Source organism: Gracilibacillus phocaeensis (genome assembly GCF_900626275.1).
Classification (GTDB): domain Bacteria; phylum Bacillota; class Bacilli; order Bacillales; family Amphibacillaceae; genus Gracilibacillus; species Gracilibacillus timonensis.
In genome coordinates this window covers 1,396,716-1,415,592 of sequence record NZ_LR131144.1, presented here as the reverse complement: position 1 = coordinate 1,415,592, position 18,877 = coordinate 1,396,716, and the positions used below count along the sequence as shown (strand labels likewise).

16 protein-coding genes are annotated in these 18,877 nt (G+C 41.3%); 15 read left to right on the top strand and 1 reads right to left on the bottom strand.

Going from position 1 to position 18,877, the window contains the following annotated elements:
- The first annotated feature begins 31 nt into the window (after positions 1–31).
- The 13 genes from E0E32_RS14545 (at position 32) to E0E32_RS14485 (ending at position 13,524) form a co-directional block, all read left to right on the top strand.
- Entirely contained in the window at positions 32–613 is a 582-nt protein-coding gene (locus tag E0E32_RS14545; RefSeq protein ID WP_130860044.1) for a YqfB family membrane protein, read from the top strand.
- A 221-nt stretch (positions 614–834) separates the two neighbouring features.
- Positions 835–1,308, top strand: coding sequence for a signal peptidase II (gene lspA, locus E0E32_RS14540; protein WP_066194090.1), 474 nt, complete (start codon positions 835–837; stop codon positions 1,306–1,308).
- Entirely contained in the window at positions 1,305–2,219 is a 915-nt protein-coding gene (locus E0E32_RS14535) for an RluA family pseudouridine synthase (protein WP_130860043.1), read from the top strand. Before lspA ends, E0E32_RS14535 begins: the two co-directional genes overlap by 4 nt.
- Before the next feature lie 210 nt (positions 2,220–2,429).
- Entirely contained in the window at positions 2,430–2,975 is a 546-nt protein-coding gene (gene pyrR, locus E0E32_RS14530; protein ID WP_066194086.1) for a bifunctional pyr operon transcriptional regulator/uracil phosphoribosyltransferase PyrR, read from the top strand.
- Between the two features lie 135 nt (positions 2,976–3,110).
- Positions 3,111–3,986, top strand: coding sequence for an aspartate carbamoyltransferase catalytic subunit (locus tag E0E32_RS14525; protein ID WP_066194083.1), 876 nt, complete (start codon positions 3,111–3,113; stop codon positions 3,984–3,986).
- 13 nt (positions 3,987–3,999) lie between these two features.
- The gene (gene pyrC, locus E0E32_RS14520; protein WP_130860042.1) at positions 4,000–5,280 is read left to right on the top strand and encodes a dihydroorotase; all 1,281 of its coding nucleotides are present in this window, start codon (positions 4,000–4,002) and stop codon (positions 5,278–5,280) included.
- Positions 5,277–6,365, top strand: a complete 1,089-nt coding sequence (locus E0E32_RS14515) for a carbamoyl phosphate synthase small subunit (RefSeq protein ID WP_130860041.1) — start codon at positions 5,277–5,279, stop codon at positions 6,363–6,365. Before pyrC ends, E0E32_RS14515 begins: the two co-directional genes overlap by 4 nt.
- The gene (gene carB, locus E0E32_RS14510) at positions 6,365–9,565 is read left to right on the top strand and encodes a carbamoyl-phosphate synthase large subunit (RefSeq protein ID WP_066194076.1); all 3,201 of its coding nucleotides are present in this window, start codon (positions 6,365–6,367) and stop codon (positions 9,563–9,565) included. Before E0E32_RS14515 ends, carB begins: the two co-directional genes overlap by 1 nt.
- Positions 9,562–10,323 carry a dihydroorotate dehydrogenase electron transfer subunit gene (locus E0E32_RS14505; protein ID WP_066194074.1) on the top strand — a complete coding sequence of 254 codons (762 nt, stop codon included), beginning with the start codon at positions 9,562–9,564 and terminating at the stop codon, positions 10,321–10,323. Before carB ends, E0E32_RS14505 begins: the two co-directional genes overlap by 4 nt.
- Complete coding sequence (locus E0E32_RS14500; RefSeq protein ID WP_066194071.1) at positions 10,320–11,231, top strand: dihydroorotate dehydrogenase; 912 nt, start codon at positions 10,320–10,322, stop codon at positions 11,229–11,231. The genes E0E32_RS14505 and E0E32_RS14500 overlap by 4 nt, the downstream gene beginning before the upstream one ends.
- Positions 11,228–11,932, top strand: a complete 705-nt coding sequence (pyrF, locus tag E0E32_RS14495; protein WP_066194068.1) for an orotidine-5'-phosphate decarboxylase — start codon at positions 11,228–11,230, stop codon at positions 11,930–11,932. The genes E0E32_RS14500 and pyrF overlap by 4 nt, the downstream gene beginning before the upstream one ends.
- Positions 11,925–12,548 (top strand): orotate phosphoribosyltransferase, encoded by a 624-nt coding sequence (gene pyrE / locus E0E32_RS14490; protein WP_066194063.1) that lies wholly within the window; start codon positions 11,925–11,927, stop codon positions 12,546–12,548. The genes pyrF and pyrE overlap by 8 nt, the downstream gene beginning before the upstream one ends.
- A gap of 445 nt (positions 12,549–12,993) precedes the next feature.
- Positions 12,994–13,524, top strand: coding sequence for a hypothetical protein (locus E0E32_RS14485; RefSeq protein ID WP_130860040.1), 531 nt, complete (start codon positions 12,994–12,996; stop codon positions 13,522–13,524).
- Between the two features lie 306 nt (positions 13,525–13,830).
- Here the strand turns inward: E0E32_RS14485 and E0E32_RS14480 are convergent, their stop codons facing one another.
- On the bottom strand, positions 13,831–15,033 hold the full coding sequence (locus E0E32_RS14480) for a Bcr/CflA family efflux MFS transporter (RefSeq protein WP_066194057.1): 1,203 nt from the start codon (positions 15,031–15,033) through the stop codon (positions 13,831–13,833).
- Between the two features lie 320 nt (positions 15,034–15,353).
- Here E0E32_RS14480 and E0E32_RS14475 point away from each other — a divergent pair, with 320 nt between their 5' ends.
- Together E0E32_RS14475 and E0E32_RS14470 are read left to right on the top strand one after the other, a co-directional pair.
- Positions 15,354–17,081, top strand: a complete 1,728-nt coding sequence (locus E0E32_RS14475; RefSeq protein WP_130860039.1) for an ABC transporter ATP-binding protein — start codon at positions 15,354–15,356, stop codon at positions 17,079–17,081.
- Positions 17,071–18,876, top strand: a complete 1,806-nt coding sequence (locus E0E32_RS14470; protein WP_130860038.1) for an ABC transporter ATP-binding protein — start codon at positions 17,071–17,073, stop codon at positions 18,874–18,876. Before E0E32_RS14475 ends, E0E32_RS14470 begins: the two co-directional genes overlap by 11 nt.
- The last annotated feature ends 1 nt before the right edge of the window (position 18,877 follow it).

The window sequence follows — 18,877 nt, the reverse complement described above, 5'->3', positions numbered from 1 at the left end:
CGTATAGATAGTCCTTGAAAGGAAGATGTTCATGGGAGACTTATTTACATTTATTGTTCCGATTATTGCACTGATTGTATGGGTGCTCGGTCTGAGTAAGCAAAAAGAGGATCAACAAAAACAGCAGCAGCGACCTAGAACAGGGCAGCAGAAACAGCAACAACAACGTCAAACAACACAGCAACAATATCGTACAAGATCAAACCCGGAAGCGGAAACGAGAAATTCTGGTGATGGTCAGCGAATAGGAAGTATAGGCACTGCTGGCGATCTTGGCGAAAAAGGCAAGATTGGTGAAACCGGAGGTATTGGTGAAGAAAATTATGGCGGACAAAAGCGTGAGCAGATGAGCCAGCTGAAAAAAGAATTGCAGAAGGCTCAGCAAAAGCGAAAGCAAACACAACGTGATAAACTCAGTAAATATGAAGAGTTTCAAGATACCCTTCAAGAAAAAGCAAGCACTAGATATAAGCAGCCATATAAGAGTAATGACTCCTTTGATATACGGACCAACCTTAGTCGCAAAGGAGTTGCTCAAGGCATCATCATGTCAGAAGTCTTAGGACCGCCACGGGCATACAGAAAAAGAAAAATGAATCGTCATGCACGTTAAATCAGAAACCGAATGGAGAAAATTCCATTCGGTTTTTTGATGTAAGATACAAAAGTCATTAGTTATAAAGATCCAAGCGAGTTTAGCTGTTTATTCATAGTTATCCCATGTTTTATTGAACCAAGTCATTCGGAATATCTATTATAAGCCAAGTTTGCTTTACTCACTTTAGCCTATAGTGCTATAATAAATAAGTCTGAACTAAATAGCGGAGGTATATTATGTGGAGAGTATACATCATTGCATTAGCAATTATCTTGATCGACCAAGTAACCAAATGGTTGGTTGTCGTCAATATGGAAATAGGCGAGCGAATCCCATTTATTGAATCCTTTTTCTATATCACTTCTCATCGGAATCAAGGAGCAGCTTGGGGAATTCTGCAAGGAAAAATGACCTTCTTTTATATTATTACGACAGTAGTGGTAGGATTTATCATCTTTTATATTCAAAAATATGCAAAAGATAATCGTTTCTTGGCTATTGCACTCGCTCTCATTCTAGGAGGAGCGATTGGTAATTTTATTGACCGATTATTTAGAAAAGAAGTAGTGGACTTCTTTGATGTTTATTTGGGAAGCTATAATTATCCTATCTTCAATATAGCCGATGCCTCGTTGGTTATAGGAGTCATTACGATTTTTATCCTAACCATCTGGGAAGAAAGAAACAAAAAGAAGGAGAAAACGGCATGATGCAAGGAGAATACATAGTAAAAAAGCAGGAAGAAGGAGTTCGGCTGGACAAAGGTTTGGCTGATTGGAATGATGCTTACTCCAGATCGCAAATCAAAAACTGGTTTGATCAGCAATTGGTAACTGTCAATGGAAAAGTGGTAAAGCCAAACTATAAATGCCAGGAAAATGACCATATCGAATGGCACATACCAGAGCCGGAGCCATTACAGATAGAAGCGAAGAATATCCCAATTTCGATTGTATTTGAGGATAAGGATTTACTAGTTGTCAATAAGCCAAGCGGTATGGTGGTGCATCCTTCTGCAGGCCATTATGATGACACGCTAGTAAACGCCTTACTGTATCATTGCGATGACTTGTCTGGTATTAATGGTATCAAACGTCCTGGTATTGTTCATCGGATTGATAAGGATACCAGTGGGTTGTTGATCGTAGCAAAGCATGATCAAGCCCATGAACGGTTAGCAGATCAATTAAATGAAAGAAAGATTAAAAGAGAATATAAGGCAATCGTTCATGGAGATATTCCTCATGATTATGGTACGGTTGATGCGCCGATTGGTCGCAGTGAGAAGAATAGACAGTTAATGGATGTTGTCGAAAATGGCAAGCCAGCTGTCACTCATTTTGAAGTAATGGAGAGATTGCCTGGTCCCTACACACTTATCACCTGTAAATTGGAAACAGGTAGAACGCACCAGATTCGCGTTCATATGAGATATATTGGTTTTCCGATATTGGGTGATCCTAAATACGGTCAACGGAAGACGATGGATGTAAATGGGCAGGCTCTTCATGCCTTTTACTTGCGCTTTACCCATCCGATGACAGGTGAAGATTTGGAATTTGAAGCACCATTACCGGAGAAATTTGCTGGCGTACTTGAAAATATCCGGAAAAGCTATTGACTTCTATGTCGCTTTTTGACATAATTAATGCAATATCATAAAGCCCTTTAAGAACAGTCCCGTGAGGCTGAAAAGGAAACGGATTAGTATATGCATGAAGTATGCTCTTTTGACCCTTATTCCCTTACGGTGAATAAGGGTTTTTCACTGTAAAACAAGCTCCGTTTCAAGAGATCCCACCTATTATCTTAAAGAAGCGAGGTTTTGAGAATGAATAAAAAAGCAAATGTTCTGGACGCGGCGGCGATGAGACGTGCCTTAACCAGAATTGCCCATGAAATCTTAGAACGTAACAAAGGGGTAGACGGCCTGGTGCTTGTTGGAATAAAGACAAGAGGGGTTCCGATTGCTAAACGATTACAGAAACGTATTGAGGAAATTGAGGGTGTACAAGTCCCCATTGGTGAATTGGATATCACGCTTTATCGGGATGATCTGACCCATGTTAGTGAAGAACAGGAGCCGCAGATTAATCAAAAGAATATTATCGGTCAATTAACCGGCAAAAAGGTAATTTTGGTAGATGACGTTCTTTATACTGGAAGAACCGTGCGAGCAGCGATGGATGCCGTGATGGATCAAGGCAGACCATCACAAATTCAGCTTGCGGTATTAGTCGATAGAGGTCATCGTGAACTTCCTATTAGGGCTGATTTTGTTGGGAAGAACATTCCTACTGCCCATAGTGAAATTATCACGGTTGCCTTGTCTGAAATTGATCAGCATGATAATGTCCATATTTATGAAATAGAATAAGGACCTTTAAGCAAGTACAGAGCTGCTTGCAAGGTCGCAACTGGATGTGTTTTATTGGACACGTCTGCCTCTTTGCGACTTTGCAAAGAGGTTTTTTATTAGAATGCGTACTTAATCAGAATAGGGGGAAGGACCATGAAGCATTTTGTGGCGATGAAGGAGCAAACGAAAGAGGACATACTTCAATTAATAGAACGTGCCGAGTATATCAATCAGCAAGGAATTCCTCCATTTTCCAAACAGTACTTCGCTGCTAACTTATTCTTTGAACCAAGTACACGGACAAAGATGAGTTTTGTGGTAGCAGAACGTAAATTAGGTATCGAGACGCTTGATTTTGTTTCAGAAAGTTCAAGTGTATTAAAAGGAGAAAGTATTTATGATACGGCAAGAACCGTGGAGTCAATCGGGGCAAATTTGATTGTGATCCGGCATAATCAAGAATATGCCGCCGCTCAATTAGCCGATTCTCTCGACATTCCTGTTATCAATGCAGGGGATGGTACTGGAGAGCACCCTACTCAATGTTTACTAGACTTAGTGACAATCCATCAAGAATTTGCTCAATTCCAAGGATTGAAAGTGGTCATTGCAGGTGATATTAAGCATAGCCGAGTGGCTAGATCTAACGCTTATGCCTTGTCCACTTTAGGGTGTGACGTGTTGCTGACAGGTAAACAGGAATGGCATGATGAACACCTGCCTTATCGCTATATCACAATGGACGAGGCAATTAAAGAAGCAGATGTGCTGATGTTATTAAGGATTCAGCATGAACGTCATGACCAAGATATCCAGTTAGACCAGCGAACTTATTTGGACAAATATGGCTTGACCATAGAAAGAGAAGCAAGAATGAAGGAACATGCCGTTATTTTACATCCAGCTCCGGTGAATAGAGGAGTGGAGATAGATAGTAGTTTAGTAGAGTGTCCACGCTCCAGAATCTTTAAACAAATGGAGAATGGTGTTGCTGCAAGGATGGCCGTCATTGAATCACTTTTAAATTAGGGAGGAATTGTTGATGAAAACCATTGTAACAAATGTGAACCGTATATTGGAGAATGGCAAGATAGCACCTGTTGAAATCTTAATAGAAAAGGGACAGGTCCAAGCAATCGGCTTGGAATTACCAAGAGAGGACGCCACCATCATTGATGGAAAAGGACAACTGGCAGTACCAGGCTTTGTCGATGTCCATGTGCACTTAAGAGAACCCGGTGGAGAGGCAAAAGAAACGATTGCCACGGGGACAAAAGCAGCGGCTCGGGGTGGCTATACGACGGTTTGTGCTATGCCTAATACTCAGCCAACCCCTGATTCAGTGGAAGTACTTGAACAAATACAACAAAAAATCAAGGATACCAGCGTTATTCGCGTGTTACCATATGCATCTATTACGGAGAGATTAGTAGGAAATAGCTTAACGGATATGAGTGCGTTAAAAGAGGCAGGAGCGTTTGCCTACACGGATGATGGCGTTGGTGTGCAATCTGCCGATATGATGCTGCAGGCGATGAAGCGTGCTTCAGCAGTGAATATGCCAATCGTTGCTCACTGTGAAGAGAACACTTTGATTCATGATGGACTGATGCATGAAGGAGAAGTGAGTGCTAAGCTTGGTTTACCTGGCATACCGTCGATTTGTGAATCGGTACAGATTGCGCGAGATGTACTATTAGCAGAGGCGGCTAATTGTCATTATCATGTCTGCCACGTTAGTACAAAGGAATCGGTACGTGTGATTCGTGATGCGAAAAAGGCAGGCATCCATGTGACGGCTGAAGTTACACCGCATCATCTTTTGTTAAATGAACAAGCGATTCATGAAAATGACGCCAACTTTAAAATGAATCCACCATTACGTGCGTCGGAAGATCAACAGGCCTTAATTGATGGGCTGTTGGATGGAACGATAGATTTTATTGCAACCGATCATGCCCCACATACACAAGCGGAGAAAGCGAATGGTATGGAGGAAGCTCCATTTGGAATTGTTGGTTTTGAAACGGCCTTTTCCTTATTGCACACCCATTTTGTACAAAAAGGAATCTTTAGTTTAAAGCAATTAATCGATTGGATGACCGTTAAACCTGCCGATACATTTGGTTTACCATATGGACGTATAGAGGTTGGCTATTCAGCAGATCTTACCATACTTGATTTAGAGGTGCCAACGAAAGTGGATACAGCTACTTTTGCCTCTAAAGGAACAAATACACCGTTTAACAACTGGCCAGTAACGGGTAAACCAGTGATGACGATTTATCAAGGGGAAAAGGTCTATGAGGAGGAAACAAAATGAAAAGACAGCTAATTCTGGAAGATGGAACCATTTTTAATGGAGATGCCTTCGGGTCTTTGGAAGAACGAATGGGCGAAGTAGTATTTAATACGGGGATGACAGGATATCAAGAGACACTATCTGATCCTTCCTATTGTGGACAAATCGTCACGATGACCTATCCGTTGATCGGGAATTATGGGATTAATCGAGACGATTTTGAAACAATCACTCCATCTCTTTTTGGATTTGTGGTAAAAGAACATTGTCAAACACCATCCAATTTCCGTAGTGATGAAAACATTGACTCTTATTTACAGGCAAATGATATTCCTGGTATTTCAGGTATTGATACACGAAAATTAACAAAAATTTTACGTAAGCATGGTACCATGAAGGGAATTATCACCAAAGCAGGTGCATCTGATGATCGTGCCATGGAAAAACTAGAGCAAGCACAGCCATTAACCAATCAAGTGGAACTCGTGTCCACCGTGAAGCCATATGTGTCTCCAGGCAGAGGACATCGCATTGTATTGGTCGATTTTGGTATGAAACATGGTATCCTTCGTGAATTGACCTTACGTCATTGTCACGTAACGGTTGTACCTTATAATTATAGTGCTGAGAATATCATGCGTTTGAAGCCAGATGGCATCATGTTAACGAATGGTCCCGGAAATCCTAAGAATGTACCGGAGGCGATTGACATGGTCAAGCAAGTCATACCGCATATACCAGTATTCGGGATTTGCTTAGGCCATCAAATACTTGCACTTGCCAGTGGGGCGAATACGGACCGTTTGAAATTTGGTCACCGCGGTTCGAATCACCCGGTTTATGATTTTGAAACCGAGCGTACGTATTTAACCTCACAAAATCATGGTTATGCGGTCACAAAAGCTTCCGTTGAATTAACCGATTTGGAACTAACACAGATCGCCTTAAACGATAAAACGGTAGAAGGGGTAAAACATAGAACCTACCCTGCATTTTCCGTGCAGTACCATCCAGAGGCTTCACCAGGTCCAGATGACACTAACTATTTGTTTGATCAATTTATGGATAATATCAAAAGCTTTAAAGCACAGAAGGAGGAAGTCTAATGCCGAAAAGAACAGACCTACAGAAGATCCTAGTGATAGGTTCCGGTCCCATTGTGATTGGACAAGCTGCCGAATTTGATTATTCGGGAACACAAGCTTGTCAATCCCTGAAAGAAGAGGGATACACGGTTATCTTGGCAAATTCCAATCCAGCTACCATTATGACGGATCATACGATTGCGGATACGGTTTACATGGAGCCATTAACGGTTGAATTTCTCTCCAAAATAATCCGAAAAGAACGCCCAGATGCTGTTTTAACAACCTTAGGGGGGCAGACTGGTTTAAACTTGGCCGTGGCCTTGGATGAATCAGGGATCTTGGCGGAATATGATGTAGAGCTACTTGGGTCTCGTTTAGACGCGATCCAACGAGCAGAAGATCGAGAGAAGTTTCGGACGTTAATGAATGAAATAAATGAGCCAGTTCCAGAAAGCCAAATTGTCAACACCATTGATCAGGCATTAGCATTTGCGGCAGAGATTGGTTTTCCTCTTATCGTACGACCTGCCTACACCCTTGGAGGAACCGGTGGTGGCATGTGTTACAATCAAGATGAATTGAAGGAGATTACCAGAAACGGATTGGCATTATCTCCCGTTAATCAATGTCTTATTGAAAAAAACATAGCTGGATTTAAGGAAATTGAATATGAAGTGATGCGTGATAAAAACGATCAAGCGATTGTGGTATGTAATATGGAGAATATCGATCCTGTCGGTATCCATACCGGTGATTCGATCGTCGTAGCACCTTCACAGACATTAAGTGATCGAGAATATCAGATGTTGCGTTCTGCCTCCTTGAAGATTATTCGCGCCTTGGAAATCGAAGGTGGCTGTAACGTCCAGCTGGCCTTAGATCCTTATAGTTTCCAGTATTATATTATTGAAGTCAACCCAAGGGTGAGCCGCTCTTCGGCACTAGCCTCGAAGGCAACGGGTTATCCGATTGCGAAAATAGCTGCGAAGATTGCGATTGGCATGACCTTAGATGAGATTATGAACCCTATTACCGGTACTACCTATGCCTGTTATGAGCCGGCATTAGACTATGTAGTAACAAAATTTCCGCGTTTCCCATTTGATAAATTTGTGCTCGGTAACCGAACACTAGGCACACAAATGAAGGCAACAGGCGAAGTGATGGCGATCGGCCGTAATTTTGAAGAATCGCTGCTGAAAGGCGTGCGTTCACTTGATATTAGCGGCGAGGACTTTTACCTGTCTAAACTAGAGGCAATCGCTACGAATGACCTGAAACATCGCTTGGTAAAAGCAGATGATGAGCGTATTTATGTCTTAGCCGAAGTATTAAGAAGAGGAGTGTCCACGGAGGAGATTTTTGAATTAACAAAAATTGATCGTTTCTTCTTAGATAAACTGAAAAAAATTATTGATTTTGAAGCAAGCCTGGCTGAAATTCCACAGAACGTTGATGTACTTCGAGAAGCAAAAGCACTAGGGCTATCCGATACACAAATTGCCCGTGTCTGGAACATCGATGTCGATGATGTGTACCAAATGAGAAAATCGGCGAATATTTTACCGGTTTATAAAATGGTGGACACCTGTGCGGCCGAATTCGAGTCAGAGACCCCTTATTTTTATAGTGCATATGAAGAAGAGAATGAATCAGAGGTATCTGATCGCAAAAAAGTACTTGTTATCGGCTCCGGGCCAATCCGAATCGGGCAAGGGATTGAATTTGATTATGCAACGGTACATTCCGTACTAGCCTTGAAAGAAGCAGGTTATGAAGCGATTATTATGAATAGTAATCCAGAAACGGTATCCACCGATTTTAGTGTTTCAGATAAATTGTACTTTGAGCCGTTAACCTTAGAAGATGTGATGCATGTAATTGAATGGGAAAAACCAGAAGGTGTGATCGTACAGTTTGGGGGACAAACGGCGATTAATCTTGCCGAAGGACTGGAGCGACGCGGAGTTCAAATCTTAGGTACCCCGCTGACTGCTATTGATACAGCAGAGGATCGTGATAAGTTTGAACAACTATTACAAGAGCTTGATATTCCGCAGCCACAAGGAAAAAGTGTCCGTCAACTCGATCAAGCAAAAGAGGCAGCTGCAGGAATTGGATATCCAGTATTAGTTCGTCCTTCTTATGTTATTGGTGGAAGTCAAATGGAGATTGTTTATAATGAAGAGGAACTAGAAGGCTATTTGGCAAAAACCAATCATATTAAGCATAAGCATCCTGTCTTAATCGATAAATATTTAACGGGTATTGAGGTAGAAGTCGACGCCATTAGCGATGGAGAAACTACCATTATTCCAGGTGTAATGGAACATATTGAGCGTGCAGGTGTCCACTCTGGTGACTCCATTGCCGTCTACCCTTCTCAGCGATTAACAGAAGAGACGAAACAGACCTGTGTGGATACAACCATTAAGATTGCCGAAAAACTAGGGGTGAAAGGCTTAATTAACATTCAATTCGTTGTCCATAAAGGGGCAGTATATGTGTTAGAGGTGAACCCTAGAGCAAGTCGCACGATCCCATTTTTAAGTAAAATCACGGGCGTAACCATGGCCAATCTAGCAACACGTTGTATTATCGGGGATACCCTTGCAGGCTTAGGTTATCAAAATGGCTTATTACCAGAGCCAGAAACGGTATCCGTGAAAGTCCCTGTCTTCTCCTTTGAGAAGTTACGCAGTGTCGACACGATGCTTGGACCTGAAATGAAATCAACAGGAGAGGCCATTGGACGAGATCATACCTTAGCAAAAGCTTTATACAAAGGATTAACTGCCTCTGGTTTAAAGGTACCAATGGGTGGAGCTGTACTAATGACAGTAGCCGACAAGGACAAACAAGAGGCTTGTCAAATTGCCAGACGCTTCTTTGAATTAGGTTTCCATTTATACGCAACGAAAGGTACAGCAGAAGCGATTAGGAGCTTAGATTTACCTGTAACGGAAGTAGGTAAAGTAGGAGCAGACGGTAAAAATGTCATCTCGATTATCGAACAAGGGGAAGTACAAGTCGTCGTCAATTCCCTAACCTCTGGTAAAAAACCACGTTCAGATGGTTTCCGAATTCGAAGAGAAGCAGTAGAGCATGGTATTGCTTGTTTGACAAGTCTCGATACAGCAGAAGCGATTGTGAATGTGATTGATTCCACTACATTTACTGCGAAGCCAGCAGTTGAAGGGAAGGCTATTGTATTGTGATAACCAAACAACTTATCGAAGTTAAAAGTCACTTACAGATTGCGGAAGACACGTTTGAAATGGTTTTGCAGTCGTCATTAGCTAAAGAATTGCTACCTGGTCAGTTTGTATATATTGCGTTAAAACACCATATGCTGCGCCGGCCAGTTTCTGTTGCTGGTGTGGATCAACAAGCTGGAACATTTACCGTTATTTATAAGATATTTGGTGAGGGGACTAGAGCATTAAGCAAATATCAGACAGGAGATCAACTGGATGTGATCTTACCATGTGGCTCTTATTATCCGATTGAGGAATTGACACTGGATCATGCCATGATAGTCGGTGGGGGAATTGGCGTTCCTCCGCTCTACTATCTAGCAAAATCCTTGAAGGAAAAAGGCGTGCAAGTCACTAGTGTGTTAGGCTTTCAAACACGAGATCAAATCTTTTATGAAGAGAAATTTCAGGCATTAGGGGATACCTATATTGCCACGAATGATGGAAGTTACGGTACTAAAGGATTTGTGACGGATATTATTGCAGAAGTAAAGCCGCATTTCGATTATTTCTTCTCTTGCGGTCCGACCCCGATGCTTAAGGCTGTCTCAAGCCAATTAACCGATAGAGAGGGTTATATTTCACTTGAAGAACGAATGGGTTGTGGTATTGGCACGTGTTATGCTTGTGTAGTGCCGTTACAAGCAGATCCAAGCCAGTCTAAGAAAATTTGTAAGGATGGCCCTGTATTTGTTGCAAATGAGGTGATATTGACATGAATTTAGCGACAACTTTACCAGGCTTATCCTTGAAAAACCCTGTCATGCCCGCTTCTGGCTGCTTTGGTTTCGGCAAAGAGTACAGCCAATTCTATGATTTAAGTCAGCTGGGTGCCATTATTGTAAAGGCAGCAACAGGTGAGGTCCGTCCCGGTAATCCTACACCAAGGGTTGCAGAGACAGCAAGCGGCATGCTCAATGCCATTGGCCTGCAGAACCCGGGTGTGACCCGGATCGTCGATGAAGAACTGCCTTTTTTGCGGTCATTTCAGACACCTGTCATAGCAAATGTGGCTGGTAGTACGGTGGAAGAATATGTAAAGGTTACCGAGGAATTGAATCGTTCAAAAGATATTAGTGCGTTAGAATTAAATATTTCCTGTCCAAACGTAAAAGAAGGCGGCGTGCAATTCGGGACTGATCCCGAGTTAGCCAAACAAGTGACTGATCAAGTGAAACGGGCAAGCAGGTATCCTGTCTATGTCAAATTGTCACCCAATGTGTCGAATGTTGTTGTGATGGCGAAGGCGGTAGCAGAGGCAGGCGCTGATGGACTGACGATGATTAATACTTTGACGGGGATGCAGATTAATTTAAAGCAAAGGAAACCGATTATTGCCAATAAAACCGGAGGACTTTCCGGTCCTGCGATTAAGCCGATTGCGATTCGGATGATTTATGAGGTGCGACAGTCACTGGATATCCCGATTATTGGTATGGGTGGTATTATCACAGCAGAAGATGCACTAGAGTTTTTATTAGCAGGTGCGAATGCAGTGGCGGTTGGGACAGCCAATTTCCAAAATCCGTTGGCATGTCCTGAAATTATCGACGCTTTACCAGCTGTTTTACAGCAATATGGTTTTGCATCAGTGGAAGAAGCGATCGGAAAGGGGCATAACGGATGAAGCAACCATTTTTTCTAGCGTTGGATTTTCGTACGGCTGACGAGGCACATGATTTTATCCAAACCAACCACTTAGCGGGCATTCCAGTAAAAGTAGGCATGGAGCTATTCTATCGTGAAGGACGGCAAATGATTGAATGGCTGAAAGATAACGGTCATCCGATCTTTTTGGATTTAAAGCTTCATGATATTCCAACCACGGTGGAAAAAGCAATGTATAATCTAGCCAGTTTAGGCGTAGATATTGTCAATGTACATGCCGCTGGCGGTTCTAAGATGATCGAAGCTGCCAAGAAGGGTCTGCTAGCCGGGTCAACGAAAGATGTTCCTAAGTTAATAGCGGTCACGGTATTAACTTCTATGGACCAACACACGCTAGAAACCGAATTATATATCCAGCAGTCTGTCGAAGAGGCGGTAAAACGACTTGCCTTATTGACAAAAGATAGCGGAGCAGATGGTGTGGTTTGTTCTGCCCATGAAGTTCCGGTAATTAAGGAGACTTGCGGGGCCGACTTTTTAACCGTAACGCCTGGGATTCGCTTGATCGATTCTAATCAAAATGATCAACAGCGTGTAGCAACACCACAACGGGCCAAGCAGCTAGGCGCCGATTATTTAGTGATCGGTCGCAGTATTACACAAGCAGAAGACCCCAAGGCAAGTTATCAACGAGTAATAGAGGAGTGGAATAATGCTTAAAGCAAAAGAAATGGCAAATGCCTTATACGAGATTGAAGCAATTCAAATTCGCCCCGATCGTTCCTTTGTTTGGACATCTGGTATTCAATCACCGATATATTGCGATAATCGCTTAACAATGTCTTATCCAAAGGTGAGGAAACAAATCGTCGAACAATTTGCGTCTCTAATCGCTGAAATGGACGAAAAGCCTGATGTTATTGCTGGTTGTGCTACCGCGGGTATTCCACATGCCGCGTGGTTAGCAGACTATTTGGATTTGCCAATGGTTTATGTTCGTTCTAAACCTAAGGGGCATGGAAAAGGCAATCAAATTGAAGGAACCATTCAAGAAGGAGCCAAGGTCATTGTGATTGAAGACCTTATTTCTACGGGCGGTTCTTCTTTGCAAAGTGCCTTAGTTTTACAAGAAGCCGGTGCGAAGGTGATGGGAGTATTAGCTATTTTTAGTTATGGATTATCGAAAGCCGATCACGAATTTGCTGAGGCGCAAATTCCTTTCCGTACGATTACAACCTTTGATATTTTAGCAGAGGCTTTGGTAGAGAAGCAGGAAATAACGGAAGCAGAGAAAAAAGATTTGTTAGCATGGCGTGATGATCTCGGGAAATCTTAATGGAATATTTCCCGGGAAACCGCAAATAATTAAGTAATTCGTCAAATGAAGCCAAAAATCGGCTTCATTTTTGTTTTTTATTATAAGGTAAAAAGTATATAATACAATAGAACATTGCTGGTCTTGAAAAAGAATAAGAAAAGGTGGGGCAGGTTTAAGTCTGTTTTTCCTTAAGAAACAGAGGACTGCCACTCCGCTTTGGATTATAATAGTTTATAAGAATTTCTGTTTGAATAATAATATAATCTATATAAGTTGAATTAAATAATTTCTCATTGATTGGATAGGTGCTCTTGACCTACTCACACGAATGGGTCAAACATGGATCAAACGAGGTATTAACAGGAAATAATGTGAACATAGACTTGCTTGTCACACGTTTTTGTTACATTTATAAATTTACATATATACTCCGTAAAAAATAAATAATAATGGCGGTGCTCTAATGATAAAAATGGCAAAGCGTATGAAAGACACAATACTTTATTGGGAGGTTTGGCAGGATGGGAAATACTTAGTCATCCACCATGGTACGGTTGGAGATACTGGAGAATCTGAGAAGCAGAAGGTACCAGTATTTCAAAAAGGACAAAAAATAATGGGAAAGCTAGCAAAAGAAAAAGCAGCTGAAGGCTTCGACTATTTGGATGAAGATAAGTTATTCCAGGTTGTTATTCAGTATACCTACGAAGAAAATGAAATGGAAGCAGCATTCGATCTTAGACAGTCTATCGAAGAACTAATGAATGAATGCTTAGGTTGGACAGGAAATGGTGCTTGCGACGGTGGAGATATTGGGCAAGGAACGGTTAATATTTTTAATTATGTGATAGATGTGAACATAGCTGCAAAAACCATTATAGAAGAACTGAAATATATTGGAATTCTGGAGCAATCAAAACTTGCTTATGTACGCCCAGGCGACGACGCATATATCACTTTATATCCAGAAGAAGCGACATTTGATTTGATGTAACTTATGTGAGGAGAAATGGTGGTTAGTAAAAGCAGACAGAATCAAAGACCGCAAAGAACTATGCCTCGTTCTTTGCGGTTTGTTCTTGTAAGATAGGAAAGTTTATAATCCTTGATATAATAGAACTTGGAATGATTTCGATCTTGAACGAATCGCGATACCTATACGTTGAATGATGTAACATAACGAGTCCACCTATGCCATATCGTAAAGTTGATCGTTTGTCGGTACTAGAAAGCGCAGATAAAACGATCAAACTCACCGTTCCGTAGAGGGCTCTACTTAATCCCTCTCCTTTTTCATTTTTTATGGTTTCTTAGTTAACGTAAAAAATGCAATAAAACCAATCAACGAAGTAGTGAACAATGCAGCTCCCATCGGAATGGGGGTAGTCTCATCTAAACCGACCAGCGGAGCGATGATGGAGCCCATCAGCATCGGTGACATGCCTAGGATAGCACTGGCGCTGCCGGCGTGGTTTGCTTGGTTTTTCATGGCGAGCGAAAAAGAACTGGTTAATACAATACCAATCGTAAACATATGAATAAAGATTGGTAATACAATCATCAGCAGTGGACCTTTGATTATGGTCATTACTAATAACAAGGAATTAGCGCTTAAAGAAATAATGACGCCTGTTCTTAACAAGGTTCGCTCGGGTATGTAATCACTTAATTTGCCGACAAGGGCATTTCCGGAGATGATTGCCAAACCGTTAACACCGAATAATAAACTGAAAACCTGTGGTGAAACACCATATAGGTCTTGATAAACAAACGGTGTACCTGCTACATAGGCAAACGTACCTCCTTGTACAAAACAGACGACTATCGCATAACCGACAAAGCTTTTATCGGTTAATAAGGCACCCATCGTTTTAAACGTGCCAATAATCGAAGCCGGCTGTCTTCTCTCAACTGGTAAGGATTCCTTTATTTTAAAGATAACAAGTGACACCAAAAAAAGTCCGAACAGGCATAAGACAAGGAAAATAGTATGCCACGTAGCAAACGGCAATAATAAAACCGCTCCACCACTTATCGGGGCAACCATCGGAGCTACGGCATTAATCACCATTAACATGGCAAAGAATTGCGTTAACTCCCTGCCCGAGAATTTATCTCTTACCATTGCTCTTGATAATACAATACCTGCAGAACCAAAGAAACCTTGTAAAAAGCGTGCGACAATCAACACAAAAATATTAGGGGCTATTGCACAGATTAACGATGCTATAGCAAACAAAGACAAACCAATAATTAACGGTTTTTTTCGACCAACCGAGTCGCTTATCGGTCCAATTACCAGTTGCCCAATCGCAAGCCCGATAAGACAAGCCGTTAAACTGAGTTGCACAAGTGAAGCACGCACCGAAAAATCTTCGGCAATCATCGGGAAGCTGGAAAGATACATATCAATATTAAAAGGACCAATCATTCCTAACAATGCTAATAAAAATGCTAAGCCGATCTTTTGTTTCCAGTTCCATTGTTCCGTTTTTTCTGACATTTTCATCACCTTCCCAATTATTCTATTATAAAGGAAGGGGGTAGGGAAGTATAGTTTTGAGATTGAGAGAATACAAGTGTTAATGTCTGTCCAACTCCTTACTTGCACCTATTAATATCCAAATATGGATTGATTTCTTCATAGGATGCCACGAAACAGAAATAATAATACTGGATTCTCTTACCACATAAACATTATAATAAAATGAGTTAATCTAATAAACATGTTTTATCATAGTGCTAGCTGTCCAGTTAGAGATAAAAAACTCCACGGATGGCAATCTAGCTTTATCATTTCGTTAAACGGTAGGTGAATAGTCATTGCGAACGATACTTTCTTATTTGAAAGGTTATAAACTGCCAGCAGTGGTAGCTTTTTCACTTATGCTTGTGGAGCTATCAGTAGAATTAACGCTTCCTTTGTTTCTTGGTTTTATGATCAACCAGGGAGTGATCGAACAGGATATGGGGAATATTGTATGGTGGGGCAGCTTGATGATTGGATTGGCATTCCTCTCTTTCATCGCAGGAGTGATTAACTCTTTTTTTGCCTCTCATGTGAGCTTTAGCTTTGGATATGATATCCGACAATCCTTATTTAAAAAAATACAAAGGTTCTCGTTTGCTCAGCTCAATCAATATCCGACTTCTGCATTGGTTACTCGCTTTACCAACGACATCCGTCAAATACAAAACACGATATTTATGGGCTTACGAATTATGGCCAAGGCACCATTGATTGTGATAGGCGGTGTCACTATGGCCGTTATTGTAAATCCTAAGTTGGCAGCTATTTTCTTTATTACTGTCCCTTTGCTAGTGCTGTTCTTATTATGGATATTAAAGCTAACCAGTAAGTTATTTGGTACCGTGCAGGGTAATGTTGATCGAGTCAATCAAGTAATGCAGGAAAATTTGGCTGGGATGCGACTGATTAAGGCCTTTTCTCGCCAGTCATTCGAAAAAACTCGTTTTGATGGTGCTAATACGGCCCTTGCAGACTCGACTAAAAAAACATTTCGTATTGTCGAATCGACTGGTCCGATTTTGCTATTAGTGATGAATTTCAGTTTGATTTTTATCATCTGGTTCGGGAATGCACAAACTCTTGCTGGACAGGCGAATGTTGGTGAAGTAGTAACGATGGTAAACTATGCGTTACGTGTCTCGATGTCAATCTCTATGTTTTCTTTTATCATCATGGGTATCTCACGAACAAAAGCCTCGGCGGACCGGATTGCAGAAGTATTAAATCTGGATAAAGAATCTAACAACGAAGTTCTTGCACCAGCTAAAATAAAAGGAGAAGGAAGTCTTCGTTTTGAACATGTTTCCTTTCATTATCCGGAGGCAAAACAAAATACATTGAAGAATATTTCTTTCCAAGTAGCACCTGGCCAGCGCTTGGCAATGATTGGCGCAACCGGATCAGGAAAAACTTCTCTTTTCCAGTTAATCCCTAGGTTATATCAGCCGTCCGCGGGAACGATTTATCTTGACGATGTACCTATTGAAGATTTAGATGTCAAGCAATTGCGGGGGCAGATTGGTTATGTACCACAAAGTCCTTTGTTATTTACGGGATCGATTTATGACAATATCGCTTTTGGCAAAAACGATGCCACGATGGAAGAGGTTGTGCAGGCAGCCAAGGATGCACAAATTCATGAGACCATTACACAGCTTGAGGGGCAATATCAAACACGTGTCGGTCAAAAAGGAGTCAATCTTTCCGGTGGACAAAAACAACGTATTTCTATCGCACGGGCCCTTATTCGAAAACCTAGTCTGTTAATGCTGGATGATAGTACGAGTGCTCTTGATTTGGCGACGGAATCGCATTTGTTAAGTGCTTTAGAGCACTATGAATGTACGGTTTTGATCATTACACAAAAAATATCTACGGTAAAAAAATCAGATCTAATTCTCTTGCTTGATAACGGAGAAATTCTCGATATTGGCACACATGACCAGCTATTCGATCGTTCAACATTCTATCAAGCAATTGTTCGTTCACAAGCAGAAAAGGAGGCGGAACATGCGAAATAATTCCTTGAAAGCTCCCTTCCAATATGAGCGCATTGGGTTAGATAACGTAGGGAAGAAACAAACCAAAAAGGCCAAATATATGGGGGCGACATTACGGCGTATTTGGAGATATCTGGTTCTTGAAAAAAGAAAGCTAACCTTGGTTATTTTCATGGTCTTAATCAGTTCTGCCTTTGCCTTACTTGGTCCTTTTTTAGTAGGAAGGGCTATCGATGATTTTATTGTCACGCAACAGACGACTGGCCTTATTACCCTTTTAATTGGTTTGCTAATTGTTTATTTGATCCATTCGTTTTCTTTGTTTCTGCAAAATTACTGGATGGTCGGCATCGCACAAAACACCATCCATACTCTGCGTCGTCATCTATTCGAACAGTTTCATCGACTGTCGATATCCTATTTTGATAAACGACAACATGGGGAACTAATGAGCCGCCTGACAAATGATATTGATAATATTAACAACACCTTAAACCAGTCCGTTATCCAAATATTTTCTAGTGTTTTGACATTGACTGGTACGGTTATCGTGATGCTTTATTTAAGTCCTATCTTAACCCTTGTCACCATGTCTATTATTCCTGTCATGTATCTCGCCATGCGTTGGATTACGAAAAGAACCGGACCACTCTATAAATTACAGCAGCAAGATTTAGGTGAGGTAAACGGCTATGTGGAAGAGATTGTTTCTGGTCAGCAGGTGGTGAAGACTTATTCACAAGAAGATTATGTGGTGCAATCTTTTGAGAAACGAAATGATCGATTAAAAAATACTGGTTTTTGGGCGATCACCATTTCCGGTTTTATTCCTAAAGTAATGAATATGCTAAATTTCCTTAGTTTTGGTTTGATTGCCTTAATCGGCGGAATGTTGGTGATTGCCTCTGATAATTCCCTTATAACGGTTGGTACCATCGTCATTTTTACGGAGTACGCCAGACAGTTTACTCGGCCATTAAATGAACTGTCTAACCAGTTTAATTTGCTGTTATCTGCCATTGCTGGTGCAGAACGGGTCTTCCAAGTGATGGATGAACCACAAGAAGATTTAGACGAGGATGACGCAGAAATAATACATGATACGAAAGGACACATCATTTTTGATCAGGTTTCTTTTGGATATGAATCGCAGAATACGTTAGCCGACATATCGTTTGAGGCCAAACCAGGTGAGACGGTAGCATTTGTCGGTCATACTGGTGCTGGGAAAACAACCATCATTAATTTACTTTCTCGCTTTTACAACTATGACAGTGGTTCGATTACGTTGGATGGCAAAGATATCAAAAAAATTAAACGAAGCAGCTTGCGGCAGCAAATGGCCTTTGTCTTACAAGATGCCTTTCTCTTCCATGGAACCATTCGTGAAAATATTCGATATGGAAAATTGGATGCGACCGATGAACAAGTGCAACGGGCCGCCATTCATGCCAATGCTCACGATTTTATTGAGCGCTTAGAGCTTGGTTATGATACCGTTTTGGATCAAGAGGGCAGCGGTATCAGTCAAGGGCAAAAACAATTATTGACCATTGCTCGTGCCTTACTTGCCGAACCGAAGATTCTTATATTAGATGAAGCAACTAGTAATATTGATACAGTCACGGAATGGAAAATCCAAGAGGCATTAAAACGATTAATGAAAGGTAGAACCAGCTTTGTCGTTGCTCACCGTCTCAATACGATTCGTGAAGCAGACAAAATCATTATGTTGGAAAATGGTAGGATTATCGAACAAGGAAATCACCAGCAATTGATGCAACAGAAAGGTCATTATTATCAATTGAATCGGTGAC